The organism is Streptomyces sp. NPDC031132, from assembly GCF_055570595.1.
In genome coordinates, this window is sequence record NZ_JBVIGX010000022.1 from 66,370 (window position 1) to 90,263 (window position 23,894).

At 70.3% G+C, this 23,894-nt stretch carries 17 protein-coding genes; 7 read left to right on the plus strand and 10 right to left on the minus strand.

The genetic code is table 11. The annotated features are described in order from the left end of the window. Positions 1-4: 4 nt before the first annotated feature. The 6 genes from ACZ49B_RS27170 to ACZ49B_RS27195 form a co-directional block, all read right to left on the minus strand. Positions 5-163: a hypothetical protein gene (locus tag ACZ49B_RS27170; RefSeq protein WP_468310851.1), complete on the minus strand. Its 159-nt coding sequence runs from the start codon at positions 161-163 to the stop codon at positions 5-7. 4 nt (positions 164-167) lie between these two features. Then, complete coding sequence (locus ACZ49B_RS27175) at positions 168-389, minus strand: beta-galactosidase trimerization domain-containing protein (RefSeq protein WP_468310854.1); 222 nt, start codon at positions 387-389, stop codon at positions 168-170. Between the two features lie 62 nt (positions 390-451). Further along, the gene (locus ACZ49B_RS27180; protein WP_468310857.1) at positions 452-1,894 is read right to left on the minus strand and encodes a GH1 family beta-glucosidase; all 1,443 of its coding nucleotides are present in this window, start codon (positions 1,892-1,894) and stop codon (positions 452-454) included. 226 nt (positions 1,895-2,120) lie between these two features. Further along, positions 2,121-3,017, minus strand: coding sequence for a carbohydrate ABC transporter permease (locus tag ACZ49B_RS27185; protein WP_468310860.1), 897 nt, complete (start codon positions 3,015-3,017; stop codon positions 2,121-2,123). 4 nt (positions 3,018-3,021) lie between these two features. Next, positions 3,022-4,080: a carbohydrate ABC transporter permease gene (locus ACZ49B_RS27190; RefSeq protein ID WP_468310863.1), complete on the minus strand. Its 1,059-nt coding sequence runs from the start codon at positions 4,078-4,080 to the stop codon at positions 3,022-3,024. Between the two features lie 136 nt (positions 4,081-4,216). Beyond that, positions 4,217-5,578, minus strand: a complete 1,362-nt coding sequence (locus ACZ49B_RS27195; protein ID WP_468310866.1) for an ABC transporter substrate-binding protein — start codon at positions 5,576-5,578, stop codon at positions 4,217-4,219. A 406-nt stretch (positions 5,579-5,984) separates the two neighbouring features. Here ACZ49B_RS27195 and ACZ49B_RS27200 point away from each other — a divergent pair, with 406 nt between their 5' ends. Continuing rightward, positions 5,985-7,040 carry a LacI family DNA-binding transcriptional regulator gene (locus ACZ49B_RS27200; RefSeq protein WP_468310868.1) on the plus strand — a complete coding sequence of 352 codons (1,056 nt, stop codon included), beginning with the start codon at positions 5,985-5,987 and terminating at the stop codon, positions 7,038-7,040. Between the two features lie 105 nt (positions 7,041-7,145). Here the strand turns inward: ACZ49B_RS27200 and ACZ49B_RS27205 are convergent, their stop codons facing one another. Further along, positions 7,146-8,891: a glycoside hydrolase family 6 protein gene (locus tag ACZ49B_RS27205; protein WP_468310871.1), complete on the minus strand. Its 1,746-nt coding sequence runs from the start codon at positions 8,889-8,891 to the stop codon at positions 7,146-7,148. 691 nt (positions 8,892-9,582) lie between these two features. On the opposite strand from ACZ49B_RS27205, the gene ACZ49B_RS27210 reads away from it, so the two are divergent. Next, positions 9,583-12,507, plus strand: a complete 2,925-nt coding sequence (locus ACZ49B_RS27210; protein WP_468310873.1) for a glycoside hydrolase family 48 protein — start codon at positions 9,583-9,585, stop codon at positions 12,505-12,507. 104 nt (positions 12,508-12,611) lie between these two features. Here the strand turns inward: ACZ49B_RS27210 and araA are convergent, their stop codons facing one another. Continuing rightward, complete coding sequence (gene araA, locus ACZ49B_RS27215) at positions 12,612-14,123, minus strand: L-arabinose isomerase (RefSeq protein WP_468310876.1); 1,512 nt, start codon at positions 14,121-14,123, stop codon at positions 12,612-12,614. Between the two features lie 129 nt (positions 14,124-14,252). Further along, positions 14,253-15,947, minus strand: a complete 1,695-nt coding sequence (locus ACZ49B_RS27220) for a ribulokinase (RefSeq protein ID WP_468310878.1) — start codon at positions 15,945-15,947, stop codon at positions 14,253-14,255. A gap of 518 nt (positions 15,948-16,465) precedes the next feature. On the opposite strand from ACZ49B_RS27220, the gene ACZ49B_RS27225 reads away from it, so the two are divergent. From ACZ49B_RS27225 to ACZ49B_RS27245, 5 genes are all read left to right on the plus strand, one after another. Further along, positions 16,466-17,461, plus strand: a complete 996-nt coding sequence (locus tag ACZ49B_RS27225; RefSeq protein WP_266659540.1) for an ABC transporter substrate-binding protein — start codon at positions 16,466-16,468, stop codon at positions 17,459-17,461. Positions 17,462-17,621: 160 nt separating this feature from the next. Further along, on the plus strand, positions 17,622-19,181 hold the full coding sequence (locus tag ACZ49B_RS27230) for a sugar ABC transporter ATP-binding protein (protein ID WP_468310881.1): 1,560 nt from the start codon (positions 17,622-17,624) through the stop codon (positions 19,179-19,181). Further along, complete coding sequence (locus ACZ49B_RS27235) at positions 19,178-20,278, plus strand: ABC transporter permease (protein ID WP_468310884.1); 1,101 nt, start codon at positions 19,178-19,180, stop codon at positions 20,276-20,278. Before ACZ49B_RS27230 ends, ACZ49B_RS27235 begins: the two co-directional genes overlap by 4 nt. Continuing rightward, positions 20,275-21,297, plus strand: a complete 1,023-nt coding sequence (gene yjfF / locus ACZ49B_RS27240) for a galactofuranose ABC transporter, permease protein YjfF (RefSeq protein WP_468310887.1) — start codon at positions 20,275-20,277, stop codon at positions 21,295-21,297. Before ACZ49B_RS27235 ends, yjfF begins: the two co-directional genes overlap by 4 nt. Before the next feature lie 94 nt (positions 21,298-21,391). After that, positions 21,392-22,516: an aldose epimerase family protein gene (locus ACZ49B_RS27245; protein WP_468310890.1), complete on the plus strand. Its 1,125-nt coding sequence runs from the start codon at positions 21,392-21,394 to the stop codon at positions 22,514-22,516. Positions 22,517-22,716: 200 nt separating this feature from the next. On the opposite strand, the gene ACZ49B_RS27250 is transcribed toward ACZ49B_RS27245, so the two are convergent. Further along, positions 22,717-23,793 (minus strand): LacI family DNA-binding transcriptional regulator, encoded by a 1,077-nt coding sequence (locus ACZ49B_RS27250; protein ID WP_468310892.1) that lies wholly within the window; start codon positions 23,791-23,793, stop codon positions 22,717-22,719. Positions 23,794-23,894 lie beyond the last annotated feature (101 nt).

A 23,894-nucleotide genomic window follows, 5' to 3' on the forward strand; every position in this document is an offset into this window, starting at 1 on the left:
GCATTCAGCCGTCGATCGCCCGCAGCGCGTCGTCGCTCAGACCGGCGGCCAGCCACTGCTCCACGGCCGTGATGTGGACCGTCGCCGCGGCGGCGGCGGGCAGGGCGTCGCGGGACTGCAGCGCGCCGAGGATCTGCTCGTGGTTCCGGTGGGCGCTGTCCAAGGCGTCACGGGTCCGGCTGATAGCCGCCCGGCCGGGCGTGCATGCGTTCATCGACGAATCCGCTCGCGTGCTGGACGAGGAGCGTGCCGCCGCCGTCGACGTAACGGCGCAGGGTATCGGCTCCCTTGTCGGCCAGCAGGAAGGAGGACGGGGCGATGACCAGCCGGTAGCCGTTCAACCGCTCCGGATGGGCGAAGTCGGCCGTGACGCCCGCGTCCCACAGCACTGGGGCCTGCCGTCAAAGTCGCGTCGTCGCCCGCGGGGCAGACGGGACTTTGACGACAGGCCCTACGCCTCGCCGGGAGCGCGCAGCTCTCCCGTCCGGGCCACGCGGGAGTACCAGTGCGCGCTCGACTTGGGTGTGCGCTCCAGGGTGTCGTAGTCGACGTGGATGGCGCCGAACCGCTTGGCGTACCCGTAGGCCCACTCGAAGTTGTCCAGCAGCGACCAGAGGAAGTAGCCGCGCACGTCCGCCCCGTCCGTGATCGCCCGGTGCACCGCGTCGAGGTGGGCGTGGACGTAGGCGGCGCGCTCCGGGTCGTGGACCGTGCCGTCGGGACCGACCTCGTCCTCGTACGCCGCGCCGTTCTCGCTGACCACGAGCGGAAGCCCGGGGTACCGGGCTGCGGTCCGGGTCAGCAGGTCGTACAGGGCGCCCGCGTCGATCGGCCAGTCCATCGCCGTACGCTCACCCGGCGCCCGGTGGAAGGCCACGCCCTCCGCTCCGGGCCACGGCGAGTGCTCGCTGTTGCCGTGCCCGTCGTCCTGCGGCGCCGCCGCGCCCGGCGCCGCGTGCGAGACGACCGTCGGGGTGTAGTAGTTCACGGCGAGCAGGTCCAGGGGCTGGTGCACGGTGGCGGTGTCGCCGTCCCGGACGAAGGACCAGTCGGTCAGGTGCGCGGTGTCCGCGAGGAGGTCCTCGGGGTAGGCGCCCTCCAGCATCGGTCCGAGCCAGATCCGGTTGCCGACGGCGTCGATGCGTCGGGCCGCCTCCCGGTCGTCGGCCGAGGAGGTCAGCGGGCGAACCTCGTGGAGGTTGAGGGAGACCGCGACCTGGCCGTCCCCGGGCAGTGCCGCCCGCACGGCCTGGACGGCGAGGCCGTGACCGAGGTTGAGGTGATGGGCGGCGCGCATGGCGGCGACCGGGTCCGTACGGCCGGGGGCGTGGACGCCGGAGCCGTAGCCGAGGAAGGCGCTGCACCAGGGCTCGTTGAGGGTGATCCAGTGCTTCACCCGGTCTCCGAGGGCGTCGGCCACCAGGCCGGTGTACTCGGCGAACCGCTCCGCGGTCGCGCGCTCGGGCCAGCCGCCCGCGTCCTCCAGGTCCTGGGGGAGGTCCCAGTGGTAGAGGGTGAGGGCGGGTGTGACGTCGGCGGCGAGCAGTTCGTCGACGAGCCGGCGGTAGAAGTCCAGCCCCTTCTGGACGGCGGGGCCCCGGCCGGTCGGCTGAACGCGTGACCAGGAGACGGAGAACCGGTAGGCGCCCAGGCCGAGTTCCGACATGAGACGGACGTCCTCGGGGTACCGGTGGTAGTGGTCCACGGCCACGTCACCGGTGTGGCCTTCGAAGACCTTGCCGGGGGTGTGGGAGAAGGTGTCCCAGATGGAAGGGGTCCGGCCGTCCTTTCGGGCGGCGCCCTCGATCTGGTACGCGGCGGTGGCCGTGCCCCACAGGAAGTCGGGCGGGAAGGTGCGGGTGGCCGTGAGTGGCCGGGTCTCGGACGCGGTCATAGGAGAGCGCTCCCAACGCGGGTTTGGATGAAGCGGTGCCGGGTGAAGCGGTGCCGGATGAAGCCGTGCCGGACGAGGTCGTGCCGGATGAAGCCGTGCCGGACGGTTGTGCCCGATGAAGCCGTGCCGGACGAGGTCGTGCCCGATGAAGCCGTGCCGGATGAAGCGGTGGCGGAAGGCAGGGTGTGCGAACGGACCGACGTGTCGGCCGTCTCGACGGACGCCGTCAGTTCTTGACGGCGCCTGCGGTGATGCCGCCCACGATGTGCTTGCCGAGGACGGCGAAGACCAGCAGCAGCGGCAGGGTGGATATGAGCGCCCCGGTCAGGACGACGGCCTGGTCGACGGTGTGGTTTCCCGCGCCGAGGCCGGAGAGGGCCACCTGCAGGGTGGGATTCCCGTCGGGGGTCAGTGCGATGAACGGCCAGAAGAAGTCGTTCCATGCCTGCACGAAGACGAGCATTCCAAGGACCGCCATCGCCGGCCGGGCGACCGGGAACACCACGTGCCAGATGATGCGCAGGCTGTGCGCACCGTCCATCCGCGCCGCCTCCACCAGCTCCACGGGCAGGGCCTCGATGAGGTACTGGCGCATGAAGAACACGCCGAAGGCGGCGACCAGCGAGGGCAGGACGACCGACTGGAGCTGGTCGACCCAGCCGAGGTCGGTGATGATCTGGTAGAGCGGGATCACGCTGAGCTGCGGCGGAATCGTCATGGTGGCCACCACGAGCGCCAGCAGGGCGCCGCGGCCCCTGAAGGGCAGCTTGGCGAAGGCGAAGCCGGCCAGGGTGGAGAACAGGACGGTGGACAGGGCCACGAGCCCGGCCACGATCGTCGTGTTGACCAGCGCCTCGCCCATGTCCACCTGGTTCCAGGCGAAGGAGAGGTTGTCGAACAGCCGGGGGCCGGGCAGGAGCGGGGCCGGAGCCTTGACCACGCGCTCGCCCGTGTGGGAGGCGGCGACCAGGTTCCAGTACAGGGGGAAGAGGGAGACCAGGGCGGCGAGGCAGAGCAGGACGTAGGTCAGCGGTCCGGCGTGGTGCTGGCGGCCGGCCGACGGGCGAAGGCGCCTGGCGCGCGGCGCCCGGGCGGCTGCGGTCGTGTCGAGTGTGCGGCTCATGGGTTCAGCTCCCCGCCTTCGTGCTGATGCGGCCGGCGCGGTTGCGGTCGCGGCTGCGGCTGCGGCTGCGGTTCGAGCGGGAGACCAGCGCCTCGAGGCCGCCGATGAGCAGCAGGAGCAGGAGCATGATCCAGGCGATGGCGGAGGCCTGGCCCAGCGCGCCGGTCACCCAGCCCTTCTCGTACATGAGCAGGCTCAGCGTCTGGAACTGGTTGCCGCTGCCGCCGCTGATGCCGACGCTGCCGCCGTAGAGCATCGGCTCGCCGAAGAGCTGGGTGGCCCCGATGGTCGAGACGATGACGGTGAACAGGATCGTCGGCCGGATCGAGGGGATGGTCACGCTGAGGAACTGGCGCCAGCGCGAAGCCCCGTCCAACGCGGCCGCCTCGTAGAGGTCCTGGGGTACGGCCTGCATCGCGGCCAGGTAGATGAGGGCGTTGTAGCCGGTCCAGCGCCACGTCACGATCACCGAAATTGCGATCTGCGCAGGCCACTTGGAGGATTCCCAGGCGACCGGCTCGAAGCCGGCCCAGCCCAGCGCCGTGTTGATCAGCCCGTAGTCGGTGTTGAACAGCTGCGCGAAGACGAGGGTGGCCGCCGCGATCGAGGTGGCGTACGGGGCGAGCACCGCCACGCGGAAGAAACCGCGGCCACGGAGTTTGTAGTTGAGCAGGTGGGCCAAGCCGAGGGCCATCAGCAGCTGGGGAACGGTGGAGATCACACCGATGGTGAAGGTGTTGGCGAGGGCGTTCCAGAAGAACTCGCTGCCCGCCAGGGAGGTGTAGTTCTCCAGCCCCTTCCACTGCGCGCTGCCACCGAGTTCCACCCGGTGGAGCGAGAGCCAGCCCGTGTAGATCAGGGGGAAGAGTCCGAAGGCCGCGAAGGTGAGGAAGAAGGGGGCGAGGAAGACGTAGGGGACCGCCTTCAGGTCCAGGCGGTAGAGCGTGCTGCGCAGTCCGCCCCGGCCGGAGGGCCGCTGCTTGCGGGAGCCGGTGCTGGGGGCCGGGGGATGTGCGGCGGGCGGCGGGGAGCCGCCGCTGGTCGCCCGTACGGAGGTGGCCACGGGGGCGTCCTTCCAGGTCGATGCGTGCGGTGCTGCTGTGCTGCGGTTCTGCGGACGGCGGGGGCCCGCCGCCACCCGTCACCCGCGGGAAGGCGGTGTGAGGCGAGGCGGTGGGGGCGGGCCGCCGCATGCCCCGCTACTTGTCGATCTTGTCAGCGACCAGCTTCTTGACGTTCTCCCATGCCTTCGCCGGATCGGTGCCGCGCTGCTCGATGTCGAGGATGCCGTTGTCGGTGAGGAAGGTCTTCACCTGTCCGTCCCAGCGGCTGATCGGGGCGGGCGTGATGCCGGCCGCGGCTTCCGAGTAGATCTTGCCGACCGGAGTGTCACCGAAGTACGGCAGCTTCGCGCCCCGCACCGCCGGAGAGCTGAGGGTGTCCTTGGAGGAGGGGATGTTGCCGTTCACGCCGAAGACCTTGGCGTGCTGGGCCGGAGCGGTGAGCCAGGCGGCGAGTTCGGCCGCCTCCTTGGTGTGCTTGCCCGACTTCGGGACGGCGAGGAAGGAGCCTCCCCAGTTCCCGGCCACGGGAGGTGCGGCGATGTCCCACTTGCCCTGGTTCTCCGGGCCCGCCTGGTCCTTGATGATGCCCGTCATCCAGCTCGGGCAGGCCACGGTGGCGAACTTCGAGTTCTTGAAGGCCGCGTTCCACGTGCCCTTCTCGTCGAACTGGCGTAGCTTCGCGGTCATTTCGCCCTTGGCGGCCGCCACGGCGGTGTCCCAAGCCTTCTTCACGCCCGGACTGTTCTCGTAGTCCAGCTCGCCCTTGGCGTTGGCGTACTGCACGGGCTCGCTGGAGATCACGGCGTTGAACAGGCCGCTCGCGGAGTCGTGGAAGGAGGTCCCCTCGGGGGCGCTCTTCTTGTACGCCTCGCCGGTCTGCATGAACTTCGCCCAGTCGCCCGCCCAGAGCTTGGCGACTTCGGCGCGATCGGTCGGCAGGCCGGCCTTGGCGAAGAGGTCCTTGTTGTAGCAGATGGCCATCGGGCCGATGTCCGTGCCGAGGCCGATCACCTTGCCGTCGCCCGTCGTGGCCTGCTTGACCTTCCAGTCGAGGAACGCGCCGACGTCCGCGCCGCCCGTCTTGCCGAGGTCGGTCCACTTGTCGGCCATGGCGGGTCCGGTCGCCTCCGCGATGTAGCCGACCTCCAGGGCCTGGATGTCCGCGAGGCCGCTGTTGCGGGAGAGGCGCAGCTTGAGGGTGTCCCAGTACTTCTGGCCGTCCGCGACGTTCGACTCTTCTATCTTGATGTTCGGGTGCGCCTTCGTGTACTCGGCGTAGAGCTTGGCCCCGGTCGCGTCGTCGTAGCCGAAGGAACCGAAGGTACCGATCCGCAGCGTGATCTGCTCGCCGCCGGTCGCGCCGTCGCTCTTGCCCTTGTCGCTGTCACCGCCGCAGCCGGCGAGCAGGGCCGTACCGGTCGCTACGACGGCGACCGCGGCCACCGCGTTGATCACGGTGCGGCGTCCGCGTCCGTGTCTGCTGCTGGAAGTACGCATTCCACTCTCCTCGTCCAAGGTGCTGCCCGTTGTGCGCCATGGGGTCCGGCGGGTTGTTCGCGGCTCGGCCAGGGGCCCGCCCGGACCTGATGTGAAAGCCGCTGTCGCACCCCTGGATGGGAGCGCTCCCACGTCGTTGCCGGAAGGTTGCTGCCTGGCGGGCACGGGTGTCAAGAGATGAACGCGAATTCATTGCAGACGGGCCTCAAGGGCGGGGTGCTTGCTTCTCCGCGGGCTGCCCGTGTCAGATTGTGAACGCGACCGTGGTGGCGGGAGGGGATCGGGAGTAATGTGGGAGCGCTCCCACTCCTGGTCGGCGTAACGTGTCCAAGGCTGCGGGGCGGTTGCACCGTCCTGCTTACCTGATCAGCGCGAGTTCGGTGGCATACGAGGGGAGTTTAAGAGCGTGAGCGGACGGCAGAGCGGCGGCAGGCCCACTCTGGAAGAGGTCGCGGCCCTGGCCGGTGTCGGCCGGGGCACGGTCTCCCGGGTCATCAACGGTTCGCCGCGGGTGAGCGAGCGGGCCAAGGACGCCGTGGCCCGGGCTGTCGCAGAGCTGGGGTACGTACCCAATCAGGCGGCCAGGGCGCTGGCCGGCAGTCGGACCGACGCGGTGGCCCTGGTCATTCCGGAGACCGAGGCCCGGCTGTTCTCGGAGCCGTACTTCCTCGACCTGATCCGCGGGGTCAGCGCCGAGCTGGCCGAGGCGGACAGGCAGCTGCTGCTCACCCTCGTCCGGACCGAAGCCGAGCGGCAGCGGTTCGAGCACTACCTGGCGGCCCGGCGGGTCGACGGCGTGCTGCTGGCATCGGTCCACGGGAACGACCCGCTGCCCGACCGGATCACGCGGCTGGGCCTGCCGGTCGTCATGAACGGGCGGCGTTCGGAGGCCGAGCCGGTGGCCTATGTGGACTCCGACAACATCGGTGCGGGACGGGCGGCCGTCGCCCACCTCGCGGGGCGCGGCCGGTCCAGGATCGCGACCATCAGCGGGCCGCTGGACATGTACGTGGCCCGCGCCCGCCTGGGCGGCTACCGCGCGGGCCTGGCCGAGGCCGGAATCCAGCCCGACGAGTCGCTCGTGGCGACCGCGGACTTCACCGAGGAGGGCGGCCGGCTGGCGATGCGCGAGCTCCTGGAACGCGCACCCGGCCTGGACGCCGTCTTCGCCGCCTCCGACGTGATGGCGGCCGGGGCGCGCGGCGTGCTGCGCGAGGCCGGCCGACGGGTCCCCGAGGACGTCGCCCTCGTAGGGGTCGACGACTCCACGGTGGCCCGCCTGATGGACCCGCCCCTGACCAGCGTGCGCCAGCCCATCGAGGAGATGGGCCGCACGATGACCCGGCTCCTGCTCCAGAAGATCGCGGAGGAGTCCGGACTCGGCGCCGCCCCGAGGCAGGGCATGGGCGAGGAGCCGCGCCGGGTGCTCCCGACGGAACTGGTCGTGCGGGACTCCTCCTGAGCCGCCCGGAAGCCTGTCGGCCGCCGCGTCCCGAGCGTGCCGAGGCCCGGAGCCCCGCGGAAGGGAATGCATCCGTAAGGCTCCGGGCTCGTCACCTGCCCTGCGTCACAGCGCCGGGTAGGCGTTCTTCATGAGCTCCTGGAACTGGGCGGAGAACCACTGGCCGGCGAGCGGTGCGTCCGGGAGGGCCCCCGACATGCTGTTGCCGTTGCGTACGTTGCCCGTGTAGGTGGGGTCGCACATCCGGTCGAATCCCTTGCCCTCGTTGTTCGGGATCTCCTTGCTGGCCCCGTCGGACTCGCCCGGGGGCTTGATCCACACGTAGGCGTCGATGCCGGCGGCCGGGGCCGCTTTCGGTCGTTCGCCGAGTCCGGCGCCGGACTGGTTGCACCAGTTGCCGAGGTGGATGCGCCGGTCGTAGCGGCCGCCGTTGACGTAGGTGTCCACGCTCGTCAGCGCGCCGGGTCCGGTCGGGCGGGCGGTGCCGCCCCAGCCGTTGCGGGAGGTGTCGATGAGCATGCCGATGTTGGTGTCGAAGCCCAGGGAGACCAGCTTGGTCCGCATGGCTTGGGCGTAGGACAGTTCGTCGGTGTAGCGGTTCCAGTCGACCCACTTCGACTGGCGCACGGAGGTGCCGTTGACGGAGTCGTCGATCTTGAAGTTGTCCTCCTTCAGCGCGCTGTAGTTGGCGGTGTTGACGATGAAGCCGTGCACGTTGGAGAGCGTGGAGCCCTCGGCGGTCGCGGCCTGCTTGAACATCTCGGCGGAGGCGCCGAAGTTGTCGTCCCAGCCGAGCCAGCCGTGGTGGCCGGCGTCGACGTAGTTGTAGACGTTGGCGATCGAGCCGAGCTTGTTCAGGGCGTAGCCGACGCCCTTGACGTAGTTGCCGTTGGTCTTCATCACGTCGCAGTTGGCGGTCGCGGTGGGGCGGCCCGAGACGTTGGTGACCAGGTTCGGCAGTGAGTCGATCTCGACGGTGGTGACGATCCGCAGCCCCGCGTACTTGGGGTCGGCGAGGATCGCCGCGATCGGGTCGATGTACTGCGTCTTGTACTTGTCGATCTCGGTGGGGCCCAGTTCGCCGTTGGAGGCGAGCGCGGAGCAGTCCCGTCCGGGCAGGTTGTAGATCACCAGCTGGACGACGAGTTCGCCGCTGCCCTTCTGTGTCAGAGCCGCGTTCAGGTGGTCGCGCAGGCCCATCGTGCCGCTGGTGCCCGTGACGAGGGCGATGCGGTCCAGCCATACGGCGGTGGGCTGGTTGGCCACGCTGCTGCCGCCCGGTTCGGCGGCGGCATGGGCGGACCACTCGGGGTTCACGTACATCTTGGCGCCGGCGTAGGGGTTGTCGACCTTGCCGCCGGTGGGCGGAGGCGTGGTCGGCGGTGTGGTGGGCGGGGTGGTCGGGGGTGTGGTGGGGGGCTGGGTCGGGGTGGCGCCGTTGCAGGTGACGCCGTTGAGCTTGAAGGTCGCGGGGACGGCATTGGTACCGGTATGCGAACCATTGAATCCGAAGGAGGTCGAACCGCCCATGGCCAGCGACCCGTTGTAGGACATGCTCTTCGCGGTCACCGCCGCCCCGGACTGGGTGATGGTGGCGTTCCAGCCCTGGGTGACCTGCTCGCCGTTGGCGTAGGACCACTCCACGGTCCAGGAGGCCACCGGGTCACCGGTGTTGGTGACGATCACGTTGGCGCCGAAGCCGGTGTTCCACTGGTTCGAGATCTGGTACTCGACCTTGCAGCCGGCGGTGGCGGCGCCGGCGCTGGTACCGAACGCCGTGGCGGTGGCGCCGGCGGCGGTGACGAGACTGAGGGCCGCCAGTAGGGCGGTGCGGGGGATGGTACGGCTCATTTCGCGGGGTGCCTTTCAGTTCAAGGTGCGCAGGCGGTCGCGCACCCGGTGCCGAATGGGGGGAGTGCCGTGGTGCGAGGAGTGCCGTTGAGTGAAGGGATGCCGTGGTGCGAAGGGATGCCGTGGTGCGAAGGGGTGCCGTCGTACGGAGCGGACGCGGTCCTTGGAACCGGGCCGTGGCACGGTCGGTGAACGCGTGTCCGCGGATGTGTCCGCCGCTCTCGCCCGAGACCGGGGCCGGTCAGCGACCGAGGCGAGGGGGGGAAGCGGTGAGCCACTGGCTCGGGTCGTTGTATGCGATCCCGGGGACCGGCAGGAAACTGCGGGCCCCGGTCGCAAGCACGGCCTGCACCAGGTCCTGTGCACCGCCGTCGCACGAGGTCGACGCTGCTCCGCCGAGGAGTGCCGACAGGCGCGGGGGTGTCGATGAGCGGGTCCTTGCAGCACGTCGCGCCCTGACGGCGCGCCGACCGATGGAACCGCTCCCACTGGTTGGGGCCAGACCGTAGCGCCAAGTGTCGGCAAGCAAAAGAGGAGTTGAGTAAATTCCTCGCAGATTGCTTTCGACTCTTCACACGTCTTGACGCCATCCCGACACGTCTGCACAGTGGGAGCGCTCCCACTGGTTCAGAGCTTGTGCGCTGCCGCTCCTCCCATCCCGTCTCCCCGAGCCGCGAGGAGAACCATCCGCATGTCGTCACACCCCCCACCCAGATTCCACGGACGACGCAAACTGCTCACCGCGTCCGCCACTGCCGTGGCCCTCTCCCTCCCCCTGGGACTCACGGCCGTCGGCGCCACCACCGCCGCGGCCGCAGCGGTGCAGTGCAGCGTCGACTACAAGACCAACGACTGGGGTTCGGGCTTCACCGCCGAACTGACCCTCACCAACCGGTCCGCGACCGCTCTCGACGGTTGGAACCTCACCTACGACTACTCCGGCAACCAGCAGCTGACCAACGGCTGGAACGGCGTTTGGGCCCAGTCCGGCAAGAGCGTCCGCGTCTCGGCCCCGGACTGGAACAAGACCGTCGCCGCGGGCGCGGCCGTCACCGCCGGCGCCCAGTTCAGCTACAGCGGGACCAACGCCGCCCCCACTTCCTTCGCCGTCAACGGCACGCCGTGCACCGGAGCCCACCAGCCCCCGGTCGCCGTCCTGACCAGCCCCACCGCGGGCGCCGTCTACACGGCGGGCACCCCCGTCCCGCTGGCCGCCACCGCCGCCGCGGCCGACGGCGCCACCGTGGGCAAGGTCGAGTTCTACAGCGACACCACGCTCCTGGGCACGGACACCACGGCGCCCTTCACCCTGGATGCCACCGGCCTCGCAGCCGGTTCCCACTCCCTCTACGCCAAGGCCTACGACAGCCTCGGGGCCTCCGCCGAGTCGGCCCCCGTCGGCATCACCGTCGCTGCGGGCCCCGCGCTCGTCGCCACCCCCGCGCAGCTCTCCGTGCGCCGCGGGGAGACGGGCACCTTCGACCTGAAGCTCTCCAAGCAGCCGGCCGCGAACGTCATGGTGGGCGTGACCCGTACCTCGGGCAACACCGACCTCACCGCGGCACCCGCCGCGCTCACCTTCACCCCGGCGAACTGGAACACCGCCCAGAAGGTGACGGTCACCGCCGGTACCACCGGCAGCGGCTCCGCCGTCTTCACCGTCACCGCCCCCGGCCACGCCAAGGCCGAGGTGACGGTCGCCGAGCTGGCCGCCGACTCCACGTACGACGCCCACTTCCTCGACCTCTACGGGAAGATCACCAACCCGGCCAACGGCTACTTCTCACCCGAGGGCATCCCGTACCACTCCGTCGAGACGCTGATCGTGGAGGCCCCGGACCAGGGCCACGAGACGACCTCCGAGGCCTACAGCTACCTGATCTGGCTGCAGGCGATGTACGGGAAGATCACCGGGGACTGGACCAAGTTCAACGGTGCGTGGGAGACCATGGAGAAGTTCATGATCCCCACCCATGCCGATCAGCCCACGACGGGCACCTACAACGCCTCCAAGCCCGCCACCTACGCGCCCGAGCAGGACCTCCCCTCGCAGTACCCGGCCAAGCTCGACGGAGGAGTCTCCGCCGGTGCGGACCCGATCGCCGGTGAGCTGAAGAGCGCGTACGGCACGGACGACATCTACGGCATGCACTGGCTCCAGGACGTCGACAACGTCTACGGCTACGGCAACGAGCCCGGAAAGTGCTCCGCCGGACCCACCGCGACCGGACCCTCGTACATCAACACCTTCCAGCGCGGCCCCGAGGAATCGGTCTGGGAGACCGTGCCGCACCCCACCTGCGACAACTTCACCTACGGCGGCAAGAACGGCTACCTCGACCTCTTCACCGGGGACGCCTCCTACGCCAAGCAGTGGAAGTTCACCGATGCCCCGGACGCCGACGCGCGTGCCATCCAGGCCGCCTACTGGGCCGACGTGTGGGCCAAGGAGCAGGGCAAGGGAACCCAGGTCAGCGCGACCGTCTCCAAGGCGGCGAAGATGGGCGACTACCTGCGGTACTCCATGTTCGACAAGTACTTCAAGAAGGCCGGCAACTGCGTGGGCCCGACCGTCTGCCCCGCGGGCACCGGCAAGGACAGCGCGCACTACCTGATGTCCTGGTACTACGCCTGGGGCGGCGCCACCGACACCGCGGCCGGCTGGTCCTGGCGGATCGGCTCCAGCCACGCGCACAGCGGATACCAGAACCCCCTCGCCGCGTACGCGCTCAGCGAGTACGCCCCGCTGAAGCCCAAGTCGCCGACCGGGGCCACGGACTGGGCGACCAGCCTCGACCGGCAGCTGGAGTTCTACCGCTGGCTCCAGTCCGACGAGGGCGCCATCGCGGGCGGCGCCACCAACAGCTGGCAGGGGCGCTACGCACAGCCCCCGGCCGGGACCCCCACCTTCCACGGCCTCTTCTACGACGAGAAGCCGGTCTACCAGGACCCGCCGTCCAACCAGTGGTTCGGCTTCCAGGCCTGGTCCATGGAGCGGGTCGCCGAGCTCTACGAGCAGACGGGCGACGCGGGCGCCAAGGCCCTGCTCGAGAAGTGGGTCGGCTGGGCCCTGTCGAAGACCACGATCAACCCCGACGGCACCTACCGGATCCCCTCCACCCTCAAGTGGTCCGGCGCCCCGGACACCTGGAACGCGTCGGCTCCCGGCGCCAACGCGGGCCTGCACGTCACTGTCGCCGACTACACCGATGACGTGGGCGTGGCCGCCGCATACGCCAAGACCCTGACCTACTACGCCGCGAAGTCCGGGAACGCCGAGGCCAAGAGGGTTGCCAGGGCCCTGCTCGACGGCATGTGGGCCCACCACCAGGACCCGCTGGGCCTCTCCGTCCAGGAGACCCGGACCGACTACAAGCGCTTCAACGACCCGGTGTACGTGCCCAGCACCTGGACCGGAAAGATGCCGAACGGCGACGCGGTGAACTCCTCGTCCACCTTCGCCTCGATCCGTGGCTTCTACAAGAACGACCCGGCCTGGCCGAAGGTCGAGGCCTACCTCGCGGGCGGCGCCGCGCCCGTCTTCACCTACCACCGGTTCTGGGCCCAGGCGGACATCGCCCTGGCCATGGGCTCGTACGCGGAGCTGCTCGAATAACAGAGCGCCCCGCCCGGAGACGGCTCCGCGTACGACGAGGCCGGGCAGGCCCTCAGGGCCTGCCCGGCCTCCACGCGTCCCCCGTCACACGCTCTCCGAGCGGTTCACAATCCCAGTGCGAGCCGGTGGTAGGCCTGGTTCCAGCGGAGATCGCGCCGGAACTCCTTCGGGGTGGTGGTGTCGTCGATGAGCGCGAGTTCCATGCGGAGCATCTCGGCCAGGTCGTCGAGGTGGTCGGAGGTGAGGGCGGTGCTGAGGACGGTGTGGTGCGGCCCTCCGGCCGTCAGCCAGGATTCGGTGGAGGTCCGCAGGTCGGGGCGGGGCCGCCAGACGGCGCGGGCGACGGGCAGGGCGGGTAGCGGGTGCGGGGGCGCCACCACGTCGATGTCGTTGGCGACCAGGCGGAAGCGGTCGCCGAGGTCGGCGAGCCCGACCACCACGGCCGGCCCGGGGGCCGCGTCGAACACCAGGCGCACCGGGTCCTCCCGGCCGCCGATGCCGAGGGGGTGGATCTGACAGCTGGGCCTGGCGGTCGCGATGGTGGGGCAGACCTCCAGCATGTGTGCGCCCAGGATGAGCTCGTTGCCGGGCGTCATGTCGTAGGTGTAGTCCTCCATGAAGGAGGTGCCGCCCGGGAGACCGGTGGCGGCCGCCTTGAGGGCGCGCAGCAGGGTGGCGGTCTTCCAGTCGCCCTCGCCTCCGAAGCCGTAGCCCTGGGCCATGAGCCGCTGGACCGCGAGGCCGGGCAGCTGGCGCAGTCCGCCGAGGTCCTCGAAGTTGGTGGTGAAGGCCTCGAAGCCGCCCGCTTCGAGGAAGGTGCGCAGGCCGGCTTCGATGCGGGCCGCGTAACGCAGCGAGTCGTGCCGTTCGCCGCCCGGCCGCAGTTCCGGCGCCAGGTGGTACAGGTCCGCGTACTCCTCGACGAGGGAAGCCACCTCGCTCTCGTCCGCGCTGTCGACGACCTCCACCAGGTCGTTGACGCCGTAGGTGTTGACGGAGACGCCGAAGCGCAACTGGGCCTCGACCTTGTCGCCCTCGGTGACGGCCACGTCGCGCATGTTGTCGCCGAAGCGGGCGACCTTGAGGGTGGCCAGTTCGGATCGCGCGGCGGCCGCCCGCGCCCAGACCGCGACGCGTGCGGTGGTGACCGGATCGGAGACGTGGCCGGCCACGGTCTTGCGGGGGACGCCGAGACGGGCCTGGATGTGCCCGAACTCGCGGTCCCCGTGGGCGGCTTGGTTCAGGTTCATGAAGTCCATGTCGATGGTGTCCCAGGGCAGGGCCACGTTCGACTGGGTGTGGAGGTGCAGCAACGGCTTGCGCAGCGCGTCCAGTCCGGCGATCCACATCTTGGCCGGCGAGAAGGTGTGCATCCAGGCGATGAGCCCGATGCACCGGTCGTCGGCGTTGGCGTCGAGGCATGTCCGGCGGATGGCGTCGGCGTCGGTGAGTACCGGCTTCCACACGACACGTGCGGGAATGCCGGAGACGTCGGCCAGGGTGGTGGCGATCTGCAGGGACTGTTCGGCGACCTGCTTCAGGGTCTCCTCCCCGTACAGGCCTTGGCTGCCCGTGAGGAACCAGATTTCCTGGGCGGGAGATGTCGGGCTGGGCACATGGACTCCTGAAGGTGACGTCCCGCAACGGGGGTGAGGGCGGCGGGCGGGTGGGGAAGTGGTTTACGAACAGCGGGGCGGGCTCAGGTGGTGTCCGGGGGATCAGGGACGGGCCCGCCGGACAACCTCCTAGCCCCCCGTGTGGGTCGTGTCGCGGATGCTCCTCAGCCGGTGCAGCAGGCCGCCGACGGCGAAGTGGTCGTGCAGGAGCCGGTATTCGGCGAAGAGGGCGTCGTAGGCGTCGGCCCGGGAGGCGTCGGGCGTGTAGACGGCGGGCAGGCGGCGGCCCATGGCGGCGGTGGCCGTGCGTACGTCCGCGTGCGCGCCGGCGGCCACGGCGGCGTGGATGGCCGACCCGAGGGCGGGGCCCTGGTCGGACGCGGCCAGGGAGACGGGGCGGCGCAGCACGTCGGAGTAGATCTGCATCAGCAGCTCGTTCTTGGCCAGTCCGCCGGCGACGATGAACTCGTGCACCGGTACGCCGCCGCTCTCCAGCGCCTCCACGATGACGCGGGTGCCGAAGGCGGTGGCTTCGAGCAGCGCGCGGTAGACGTCCTCGGGGCGGGTCGCGAGGGTGAGCCCCACGATGACTCCGGAGAGGTGGTGGTCGACGAGGACCGAACGGTTGCCGTTCAGCCAGTCGAGGGCGACCAGTCCGTGTCCGCCGACCGGCTGGCCGGCGGCCTTGCGGGTCAGCAGGGTGTGCAGGTCCTCGCCGCGGTCGGCGGCCTCGGCGAGGTAGTCCGCCGGGACGCCTTGCTCCAGTACCCAGGCGAAGATGTCGCCGACCGCGCTCTGGCCGGCCTCGTAGCCGTAGGTCCCCTCCACGATCCCGCCGGCCACGACACCGCAGATGCCGGGTACGTCGGCGAGGACGGGGGCGTTCACGACATGGCAGGTGGAGGTCCCCATGATGGCGAGCAGCTGGCCGTCCTCCACGGCCTGGGCCGCCGCCGCGGTGACATGGGCGTCGACGTTGCCCGCGGCCACGGCTGTGCCGGGGCGCAGCCCCGTCCACGCTGCCGCCTCCGTACTGAGCGAGCCCACTCGTGAGCCCAGCGCGGAGAGGGGGAATTCGAGGCGGGTGCGCGCGAAGTCGGCGAACCGGGGGTTCAGCGCGCCCAGGTACTCCTCGCTCGGGTAGGTGCCGTCTTGGTGGATGCCCTTGTATCCGGCCGTGCAGGCGTTGCGGGACTCGGCGCCGGTGAGCTGCCACACGATCCAGTCGGCGGCCTCGATCCACCGCGCGCAGGTGGCGTAGACGAGCGGATCCTCCTCCAGGACCTGGAGGGCCTTCGCGAACTGCCACTCGGCGGAGATCCGGCCGCCGTAGCGGGCGATCCACTTCTCGCCGCGGGCGTGGGCGAGTTCGTTGATGCGGTCGGCATGCGACTGGGCGGAGTGGTGCTTCCACAGTTTGGGCCACGCGTGCGGCCGTCCGGCGAGGTCGGTCTCGGCGAGGGGGGTCCCGTCGGCCAGGGTGGGCAGGACGGTGCAGGCGGTGAAGTCGGTGGCGATGCCGATCACCGCGGCGGGGTCGATCCCGGCCGCGGCCACGGCCTGCGGGACGGCGTGGCGCAGTACGTCCCGCCAGTCCTGAGGGTGTTGCAGGGCCCAGTCCGGAGGCAGTGGCGCACCGCCGTGCGGCAGGTAGCGGTCGATGACGCCGTGCCGGTACACGTGGACCGCCGCGGCCAGCTCCTGACCGTCGCGAACCCGCACCACCACGGCGCGGCCCGACAGCGTGCCGAAGTCGACGCCGACCGTGTACCGCTCCGATTCCTCGGGAAACGGGGTGGGCGCGAGGGGACTGGGTGAGGTCAACGGAGTGCCTTTCGAAGGAGCCGCGGGGCGGCAGGCGGCGGCCCGGCAGGCGGCGATGCCGCCCGCGATCGTGGCGGTCGGCCGGGTGGTCCAATGCAATGCATTGTGAGCGCTAACAATGTCGAGGGGCAAGGGGTCTGCATGGATCACGTGTGAGCGCCATCGGCGCAGTGGCCTCCGTATGCGACCAGCCGGCAGTGATCCGTCGTCGATGTGGAGCGGGTTGCGCCCTCAATCCGGGTGGTGAAGCCGATGGCCTGGCGAGCGGATCGAGGCCTGCCTCGTCGGCCCGCTCGAGGCGGTAACGGGGAGGTAACGTGCGCAAGGGGGTTGAGTACCGGGCTTGTTAGCGCTCACAATGCCACGGTGCCCCCTCCCAAGGGGGTCCCTCTCCTGCGGATCCGGACGCCGGCCACCCAAGGTCGTCGTGCCCCGCGGCACTCCTGGGACTCCTGGTGGGCAAGCCCGGCCCCGGCCGTGCGGCGCCTCTTCCTGTACACCCTGAAAGGAATCCCGACATGGCTCGCAGAGCAGTTCTCGTCCTCACCGCCGCCCTCCTCACCTCCTCGCTGACCGCCTGCTCGACCAGCAGCCCCGCCTCCAGCTCCCCCTCGGAGGCCAAGGCGGGATCCGGCAAGACGATCACGCTCGGCTTCGCCCAGGTCGGCGCCGAGAGCGGTTGGCGCACCGCCAACACCAAGTCCGTCCAGGAGGCGGCGAAGAAGGCCGGGATCACCCTCAAGTTCTCCGACGCGCAGCAGAAGCAGGAGAACCAGATCAAGGCGATCCGCAACTTCATCCAGCAGAAGGTCGACGTCATCGCCTTCTCGCCGGTCGTGGAGTCCGGCTGGGACACGGTGCTGAAGGAGGCCAAGGACGCGGGCATCCCGGTCATCCTCACCGACCGCGCCGTGGACACCAAGGACACCTCCCTCTACAAGACCTTCCTGGGCTCGGACTTCGTCAAGGAGGGCAAGTCCGCGGGCGAGTGGCTGACCGCCGCCTATGCGAACGAGCAGGGCCCGGTCAACATCGTCGAGCTCCAGGGCACCACGGGCTCCGCACCCGCCAACGACCGCAAGGCCGGCTTCGCCGACGCCATCCACGCCGACGGCAAGTTCAAGATCGTCGCCTCGCAGACCGGCGACTTCACCCGCGCCAAGGGCAAGGAGGTCATGCAGGCGTTCCTGAAGTCCCAGAAGGACATCGACGTCCTCTACGCCCACAACGACGACATGGCCCTCGGTGCCATCCAGGCCATCGAGGAGTCCGGCAAGAAGCCCGGTACGGACATCAAGGTGATCTCGGTGGACGGGATCAAGGACGCCTTCGTCGCGATGACCGAGGGCAAGATCAACGTCGTGGTGGAGTGCAACCCGATGCTCGGTGACCAGCTGATGGAGCTGACCAAGAAGGTCGCGGCGGGGGAGAGCGTGCCGCCTCGTATCGAGACCCAGGAGGGTGTCTTCCCGCAGGACAAGGCCGCGGCCGCGCTGCCGTCCCGGAGCTACTGACGCGGCAGCTTCCAGTGCGGGAGGAGGCCCGTCCCAGGCGTCTCTTTCGGCTCGGCCGACCAGGCCGGAACTCGGTCGACAAGACCGGAAAGAGACGACCCAGGTGCCTCCTCCAGTGTCGGCAGCCCGCTCCACCACCCCACCCATGAGAGGAGGGCGGATGGCATCCCCGTCCACCCCGCGGCCCACGGCCGCGGGCGCCCCGCGACCCGTCCTGGAAGCCCAGGGCATCCGCAAGCAGTTCCCGGGCGTGCTCGCCCTCGACGGAGTCGCCCTGCGGCTCTTCCCCGGTGAGGTGCACGCCCTGATGGGCGAGAACGGCGCCGGGAAGTCCACCTTGATCAAGGTGCTCACCGGTGTCCACCCCGCCGACGGCGGCACCCTCGTGGTCGACGGCCGGCCCCACGCGTTCGCGGACCCCCTCCAGGCGCAGCAGGCCGGCATCAGCACCGTCTACCAGGAGGTGAACCTCTGCCCGAACATCTCGGTCGCCGAGAACATCCTCATCGGGCGCGAACCGCGCCGGTTCGGTCTCATCCACTGGTCTGCGATGCGGCAGCGGGCGGCCGAGCTGCTGACGGAACTGGACCTCGACCTCGACGTCACCAGTCTGCTCGACTCGCATTCGCTGGCGGTACAGCAACTGGTCGCCATCGTCAGGGCGGTGGACGTCTCGGCGAAGGTGCTCGTACTGGACGAACCCACCTCCAGCCTGGACCGCGAGGAGGTCGCCCAGCTCTTCACCCTGGTGCGGCGCCTGCGGGATCGCGGCGTGGCCATCCTCTTCGTCACGCACTTCCTCGACCAGGTCTTCGACCTCTGCGACCGCGTCACCATCCTGCGCAACGGCCAACTGGAAGGCGAGTACCCCATCGGGGAACTGACGCCGGTGACGCTGGTACAGCGCATGATCGGCGGAGAACTGGCCACCCTCGACCAGCTGTCCGGCCGGGCCCGCGAGGAAGCGGCCGTACGCGCGGCCGACGTGCCGTTCCTCCGGGCGCGACAACTGACCCGCACGGGCTCGATCGAACCGTACGACCTCGACATCCACGCCGGCGAGGTCATCGGGCTGGCGGGGCTTCTGGGTTCGGGCCGCACCGAGGTGGCGCGCCTCCTGTTCGGCGCCGACAGCGCGGACGCCGGAGAGGTGAGCATCGAGGGCGAGAAGGTGGCCCTGCGCACCCCCCGCCACGCCATCGCCCGGGGCATCGCGTTCTGCTCCGAGAACCGCAAGTCCGAGGGGCTGGTGGGCGAGCTCACGGTCCGCGAGAACATCATCCTCGCCCTGCAGGCCGCCCGCGGCTGGACCAGGCCGCTGTCCCGGGCGAAGCAGGACGAACTGGCGCGGCACTGGATCGAAGCCCTGGACATCCGGCCCGGCGACCCCGAAGCGCAGGTACGCCACCTCAGCGGAGGCAACCAGCAGAAGGTCCTCCTCGCGCGTTGGCTGCTGACCGACCCCCGGCTCCTGATCCTCGACGAACCCACCCGGGGCATCGACATCGGGGCCAAGGCGGAGATCCAGAAGCTGGTGGCCCGCCTGGCGGGCGAAGGTACCTCCGTGCTGTTCATCTCGGCGGAACTCGAAGAGGTCCTGCGCCTGAGCCACCGCATCGCCGTGCTCCGCGACCACCGCATGGTGGCCACCCTCGCGAACGACGACACCGTCACGCCCGAACGCATCCTCACGACCATCGCCACCGGAACGGACTCATGACCACACAACCCGCCAAGTCCGAGGCGGCCGGCGGAATCGGGAGACGACTGGCCGGCCACCGCCTGCTGTGGCCCGCGCTCATCCTGCTTGCCCTGCTCCTCGGCAACCTCGCGTTCCAGCACGACTTCTTCTCGGTCCGGGTACGCGACGGCCATCTCTACGGCAGCCTCATCGACATCCTGCAGTTCGGCGCACCCCTCGTCCTGGTGGCGCTCGGCATGACCCTCGTCATCGCCACCCGCGGGATCGACCTCTCGGTGGGTTCCACCGTCGCCATCGCCGGCGCCCTCGCCTGCGGGCACATCTCCATGGCCCCGGATCCCGGCAGTGTCGCCACCATGCTCACGGCCGCCGCCCTCGCGCTCGGCGTCGCCCTCGTGCTGGGCCTGTCCAACGGCTTCCTGGTGTCCGGGCTGGGGGTGCAGCCCATCGTGGCCACCTTGATCCTCATGGTCGCGGGCCGAGGCGTGGCCCAGCTGATCACCGACGGCCAGATCATCACCGTGACCAGCGCCCCCTACAAGATGATCGGAGGCGGCTACTGGCTGACGTTCCCGTTCGCCGTCCTGCTGGCGGCCGCCCTCGTCGCGCTCACCGCCTTCGTCACCCGCCGCAGCGCGCTCGGCATGCTGATCGAGTCCGTCGGCGGCAACCCCGCCGCCAGCCGCCTGGTCGGCATCCGGGCCGGCGGTCTGCTCGCCCTGGTCTACGTCTTCAGCGCGCTGTGCGCCGCCGTAGCCGGGCTGATGATCAGCTCCAACGTCTCCAGCGCCGACGGCAACAACGCCGGCCTGTGGATCGAACTCGACGCGATCCTCGCCGTCGTCGTCGGTGGTACCGCCCTGACCGGAGGACGCTTCTCCCTCGGCGGCACCGTCCTGGGCGCCCTGATCATCCAGACCCTGTCCACGACCGTCTACACCCTCGGTGTCCCACCCGAGACCACCCTCGTCTTCAAGGCCTTCGTCGTCATCGTCGTCTGCCTCGTGCAGTCCCCGGTCTTCCGGGCCAAGGTCCTGCGCCGCCGCAGGACGACCACCCCCCGGTCCCACACCACAGCGGGCGCCGCCCCGCAGCAGCAGGAGGCAGGCGCATGAGTACCGGCATCGCCAGCGCCGCCGCTGGGCTCACCCGCCCCTTCGCGACCGTGTCGCCGCGCACCCGGACCCGTATCCCACTGATCGTCACGGCCGCCCTGCTGGTCGCCATGTTCAGCGTCGGATCGTTGCGCTACGAGGGCTTCCTCTCCGCGCAAGTCGTGCTGAACCTGCTGATCGACAACGGATTCCTCCTGGTCGTAGCGGTCGGGGCGACCTTCGTCATCCTCACCGGCGGCATCGACCTGTCCGTCGGCTCCATGGTGGCCCTGTCGACCATGCTCACCGCCTGGCTGGTCGAGTCGCACGGCTGGCCACTGGCCGCCGTCATCCCCCTCGTCCTGCTGGTCGGCGCCGCGAGCGGGACGCTCATGGGCTGGATCATCCACACCTTCGAGATCCAGCCGTTCATCGTCACCCTGGCGGGCATGTTCCTCGCCCGCGGGCTCTGCTACACGATCAGCACCGAATCCATCACGATCAGCGACCCCACCACGGCCGGGATCGCGCAGACCCGGCTGTACGGCCCGGGGGGCCTGTTCGTCTCGATCCCGGTGGTCATCGCCCTGGCCGTGCTGGTGATCGCCTTCGTCGTACTGCACCACACGCGCTTCGGTCGCAACGTCTACGCGCTGGGCGGCAACGAGTCCTCCGCACGCCTGATGGGTCTTCCGGCGGGCTCCACCAAGATCGCCGTGTACGCCGTCAGCGGCCTGTGCTCCGCACTCGGCGGCGTGCTGCTGACCTTCTACATGCTCTCCGGCTACGCCCTCCACGCCATGGGCATGGAACTCGACGCGATCGCCGCCACCGTGATCGGCGGCACGCTGCTGACCGGCGGTTCGGGCTTCGTCCTGGGTACCGCCCTCGGCGTGCTCGTCCTCGGCATGATCCAGACGGTCGTCAACTTCCAGGGCACGCTCAGCTCCTGGTGGACCCGGATCGTCATCGGCGCCCTGCTGCTCGTGTTCATCGTGCTGCAACGTCTGATGAGCGGCCGCCGCCCCGCCACCGACTGACTCCATCAGCCCGTGCCACCGCGGTCGCGCGCCGCGATCGCAGCCCGCTTCCCGGCGCGCGACCGCGGTGGACCGACTTCCAGGGAATGCCGCAATGGAACACGCATACGAATCTGTCGACCAGGCCGCCCAGCCCAGGCGGACCGCCGCCGGTCCGCGGACGGTCCGCCCCCTGCGCCTGGACGATGAAGGACCGGGGGAGAGATGGCGGTTCGGCTTCCCCGGACGGGCCTGCGCGGAGGTCCACACGCGCGGCGCCCGCCTCCATTCCCTGATCCTGCCGGACCGCTGGGGCCACACCGCCGACGTGGTGCTCGCCTCCCGCGACCCCGCAGCCTGCGAGGGCTCCGCACGTTACTTCGGCGCTACGGTGGGCCGTTACGCCAACCGGATCGCGCGCGGCCGGCTCGTCGTCGACGGCGTCAACCACCGGCTCGCCACCCAGGAGACGGGGCACGCGCTGCACGGCGGTCCCGACGGGTTCGACCAGCGCGTATGGCGGTGCGAACCCTTCCACTCCATGCACCGCACCGGTGTCCGCCTGTTCCTGCACAGCCCCGACGGCGACCAGGGATTCCCCGGCGCCCTCAACGTCCGCGTCACCTACACGCTGGACCGGGACGACAACCTGACCGTGTCGTACCAGGCAGTCGCCGACGCGCCGACGATCGTCAACCTCACCAACCACGCCTACTGGAACCTCGAAGGGGAGGGGCGCGGCAACGTCCTGGCCCACCATCTCCAGGTCGAGGCCTCCCGCTACACCCCCGTCGACAGCGAGCTGATCCCCGACGGTCCCCACCGCTCGGTCAGCGGTACCCCGTTCGACCTTCGTCGGCCCCGGCGGCTCTCCGACGCGCTGACCCATACGGATGCGCAACTGGCCCTGGCCGGTGGCGGCTTCGACCACAACTGGGTCCTCGACGGCGCCCGGCGAGGCCGTCCCCACAAGGCCGCCGTGCTGTACGCGCCGGCATCCGGCCGCCGGATGGACGTGTTCACCACGGAACCGGGCATCCAGGTCTACACCGCCCAAGGCCTGACCGGCGACATCACGGGCAAGGGAGGCAGGCCCTACCAGGCCTACGCGGGGATCGCGCTGGAAACCCAGCACTTCCCGGACTCGCCGAACCGCCCCGACTACCCGACGGTCCTGCTGCGCCCGGGCGAGCTGTACCGGTCCACCACGATCCACCGTTTCACCACGGTCGACGCCTGAGAGGGGCGGCGTCGGCCGGCGCCGCCGTCCGGTGCCGCGAGGGCGCCGGGCGGCGGCTTGCGTGTCCGGTGCCGCAAGGGCGCCGGGCGGTGGTTCGTGGCCGCGGCGCCCTTCCCCGTACGAGGTGACCCCGGGACCCGGGTTCCCGTAGAAGGGGCCGACGGACGGCATACAGCGGTCGGTCGGGGGGCAGTCGTGGGTCATGTGCCGGGGGGAGTGATCCTGCGGGCCGTGCTGGCGCGCACGATGAGCTCGGGCGCCACCACCAGGTGCGTCGACTCGTCGGTCCGGCCTTCGATGTGGTCCAGGAGCAGCCCGATGCTGTCGCGGCCGATCGAGGCGAAGTCCTGACGGATCGTCGTGAGCGGGGGCGGGAAGAACTCGGCCTCGGGGATGTCGTCGAAGCCGCCGACCGCCACGTCCTCCGGCGTGCGCAGGCCCGCCTCACGCAAGGCCCGTAGGACGCCGAGGGCCATCTGGTCGTTGGCGACGAACACGGCGGTGAGGCCCGCGCCCTGCCCACGTGACGCCAGGAAGCGGCCCGCGAGCTGCTGGCCGGCCTGGTATCCCGACAGCGGGCTCCAGTCGCCGCGCAGCAGGGGCGGCACCTCGGCGCCGGCGTCTCGGAGCGCGTCCTCCCATCCCTGGGTGCGGGCCTCGCTCTCGAGCCAGTCGGGAGGGCCCGCGACATGCCATACGGTGGCATGGCCCGACGCGAGGAGATGTTCCGTGATCATACGAGCGCCGAGGCTCTGGTCCAGCGACACCCCCGGCAGGTCGAGGGTGTGGCCGCCTTCCACGGTGACCACCGGGCACGGTGCTTCCAATGCCGCCAGGGCCCTCACCGCGGCGCGTTGGGGGGTGACGGCGACGATCCCCTCCACGCCCCACGCGGCGAGGTGCTGCATGGCTTCGGCGAGGGCCGTCTGCGTGGCGGTCCGAAGCGTGACGGCGGACATCAGATAGCCGCGGTCCCGAGCCGCCTCCTGGACTCCCGCCACGGTGCTGGCGGGCCCGTGCAGAGTGGTGTTCACCGCGATGACGCCCAGCGTGTGGGTCCGGCGAGTGGCCAGGGCCCGGGCCGCCGAGTTGCGGCGGTACCCCAGCTGCTCGATGACCTGCGTCACGGCGGCCCGGGTCTTGGCGCTGACGTTCGGGTGGTCGCTGAGCACCCGCGAAACGGTCTGATGGGATACGCCGGCGACACGTGCGACGTCCGTCATGGTGGGCGCTCGCGAGACGTCTGGGAGCTGGGTCAACTCTCTTCCTTTCCTCATCGAGCGGCCTTCCCTCAAGATCGAGCGGCCTTCCCTCAAGGTACCGAACCGGCCGCGGCGCGCGCATATCCCGGCCCGGCCGGGAGTTCGTCGATCAGGAT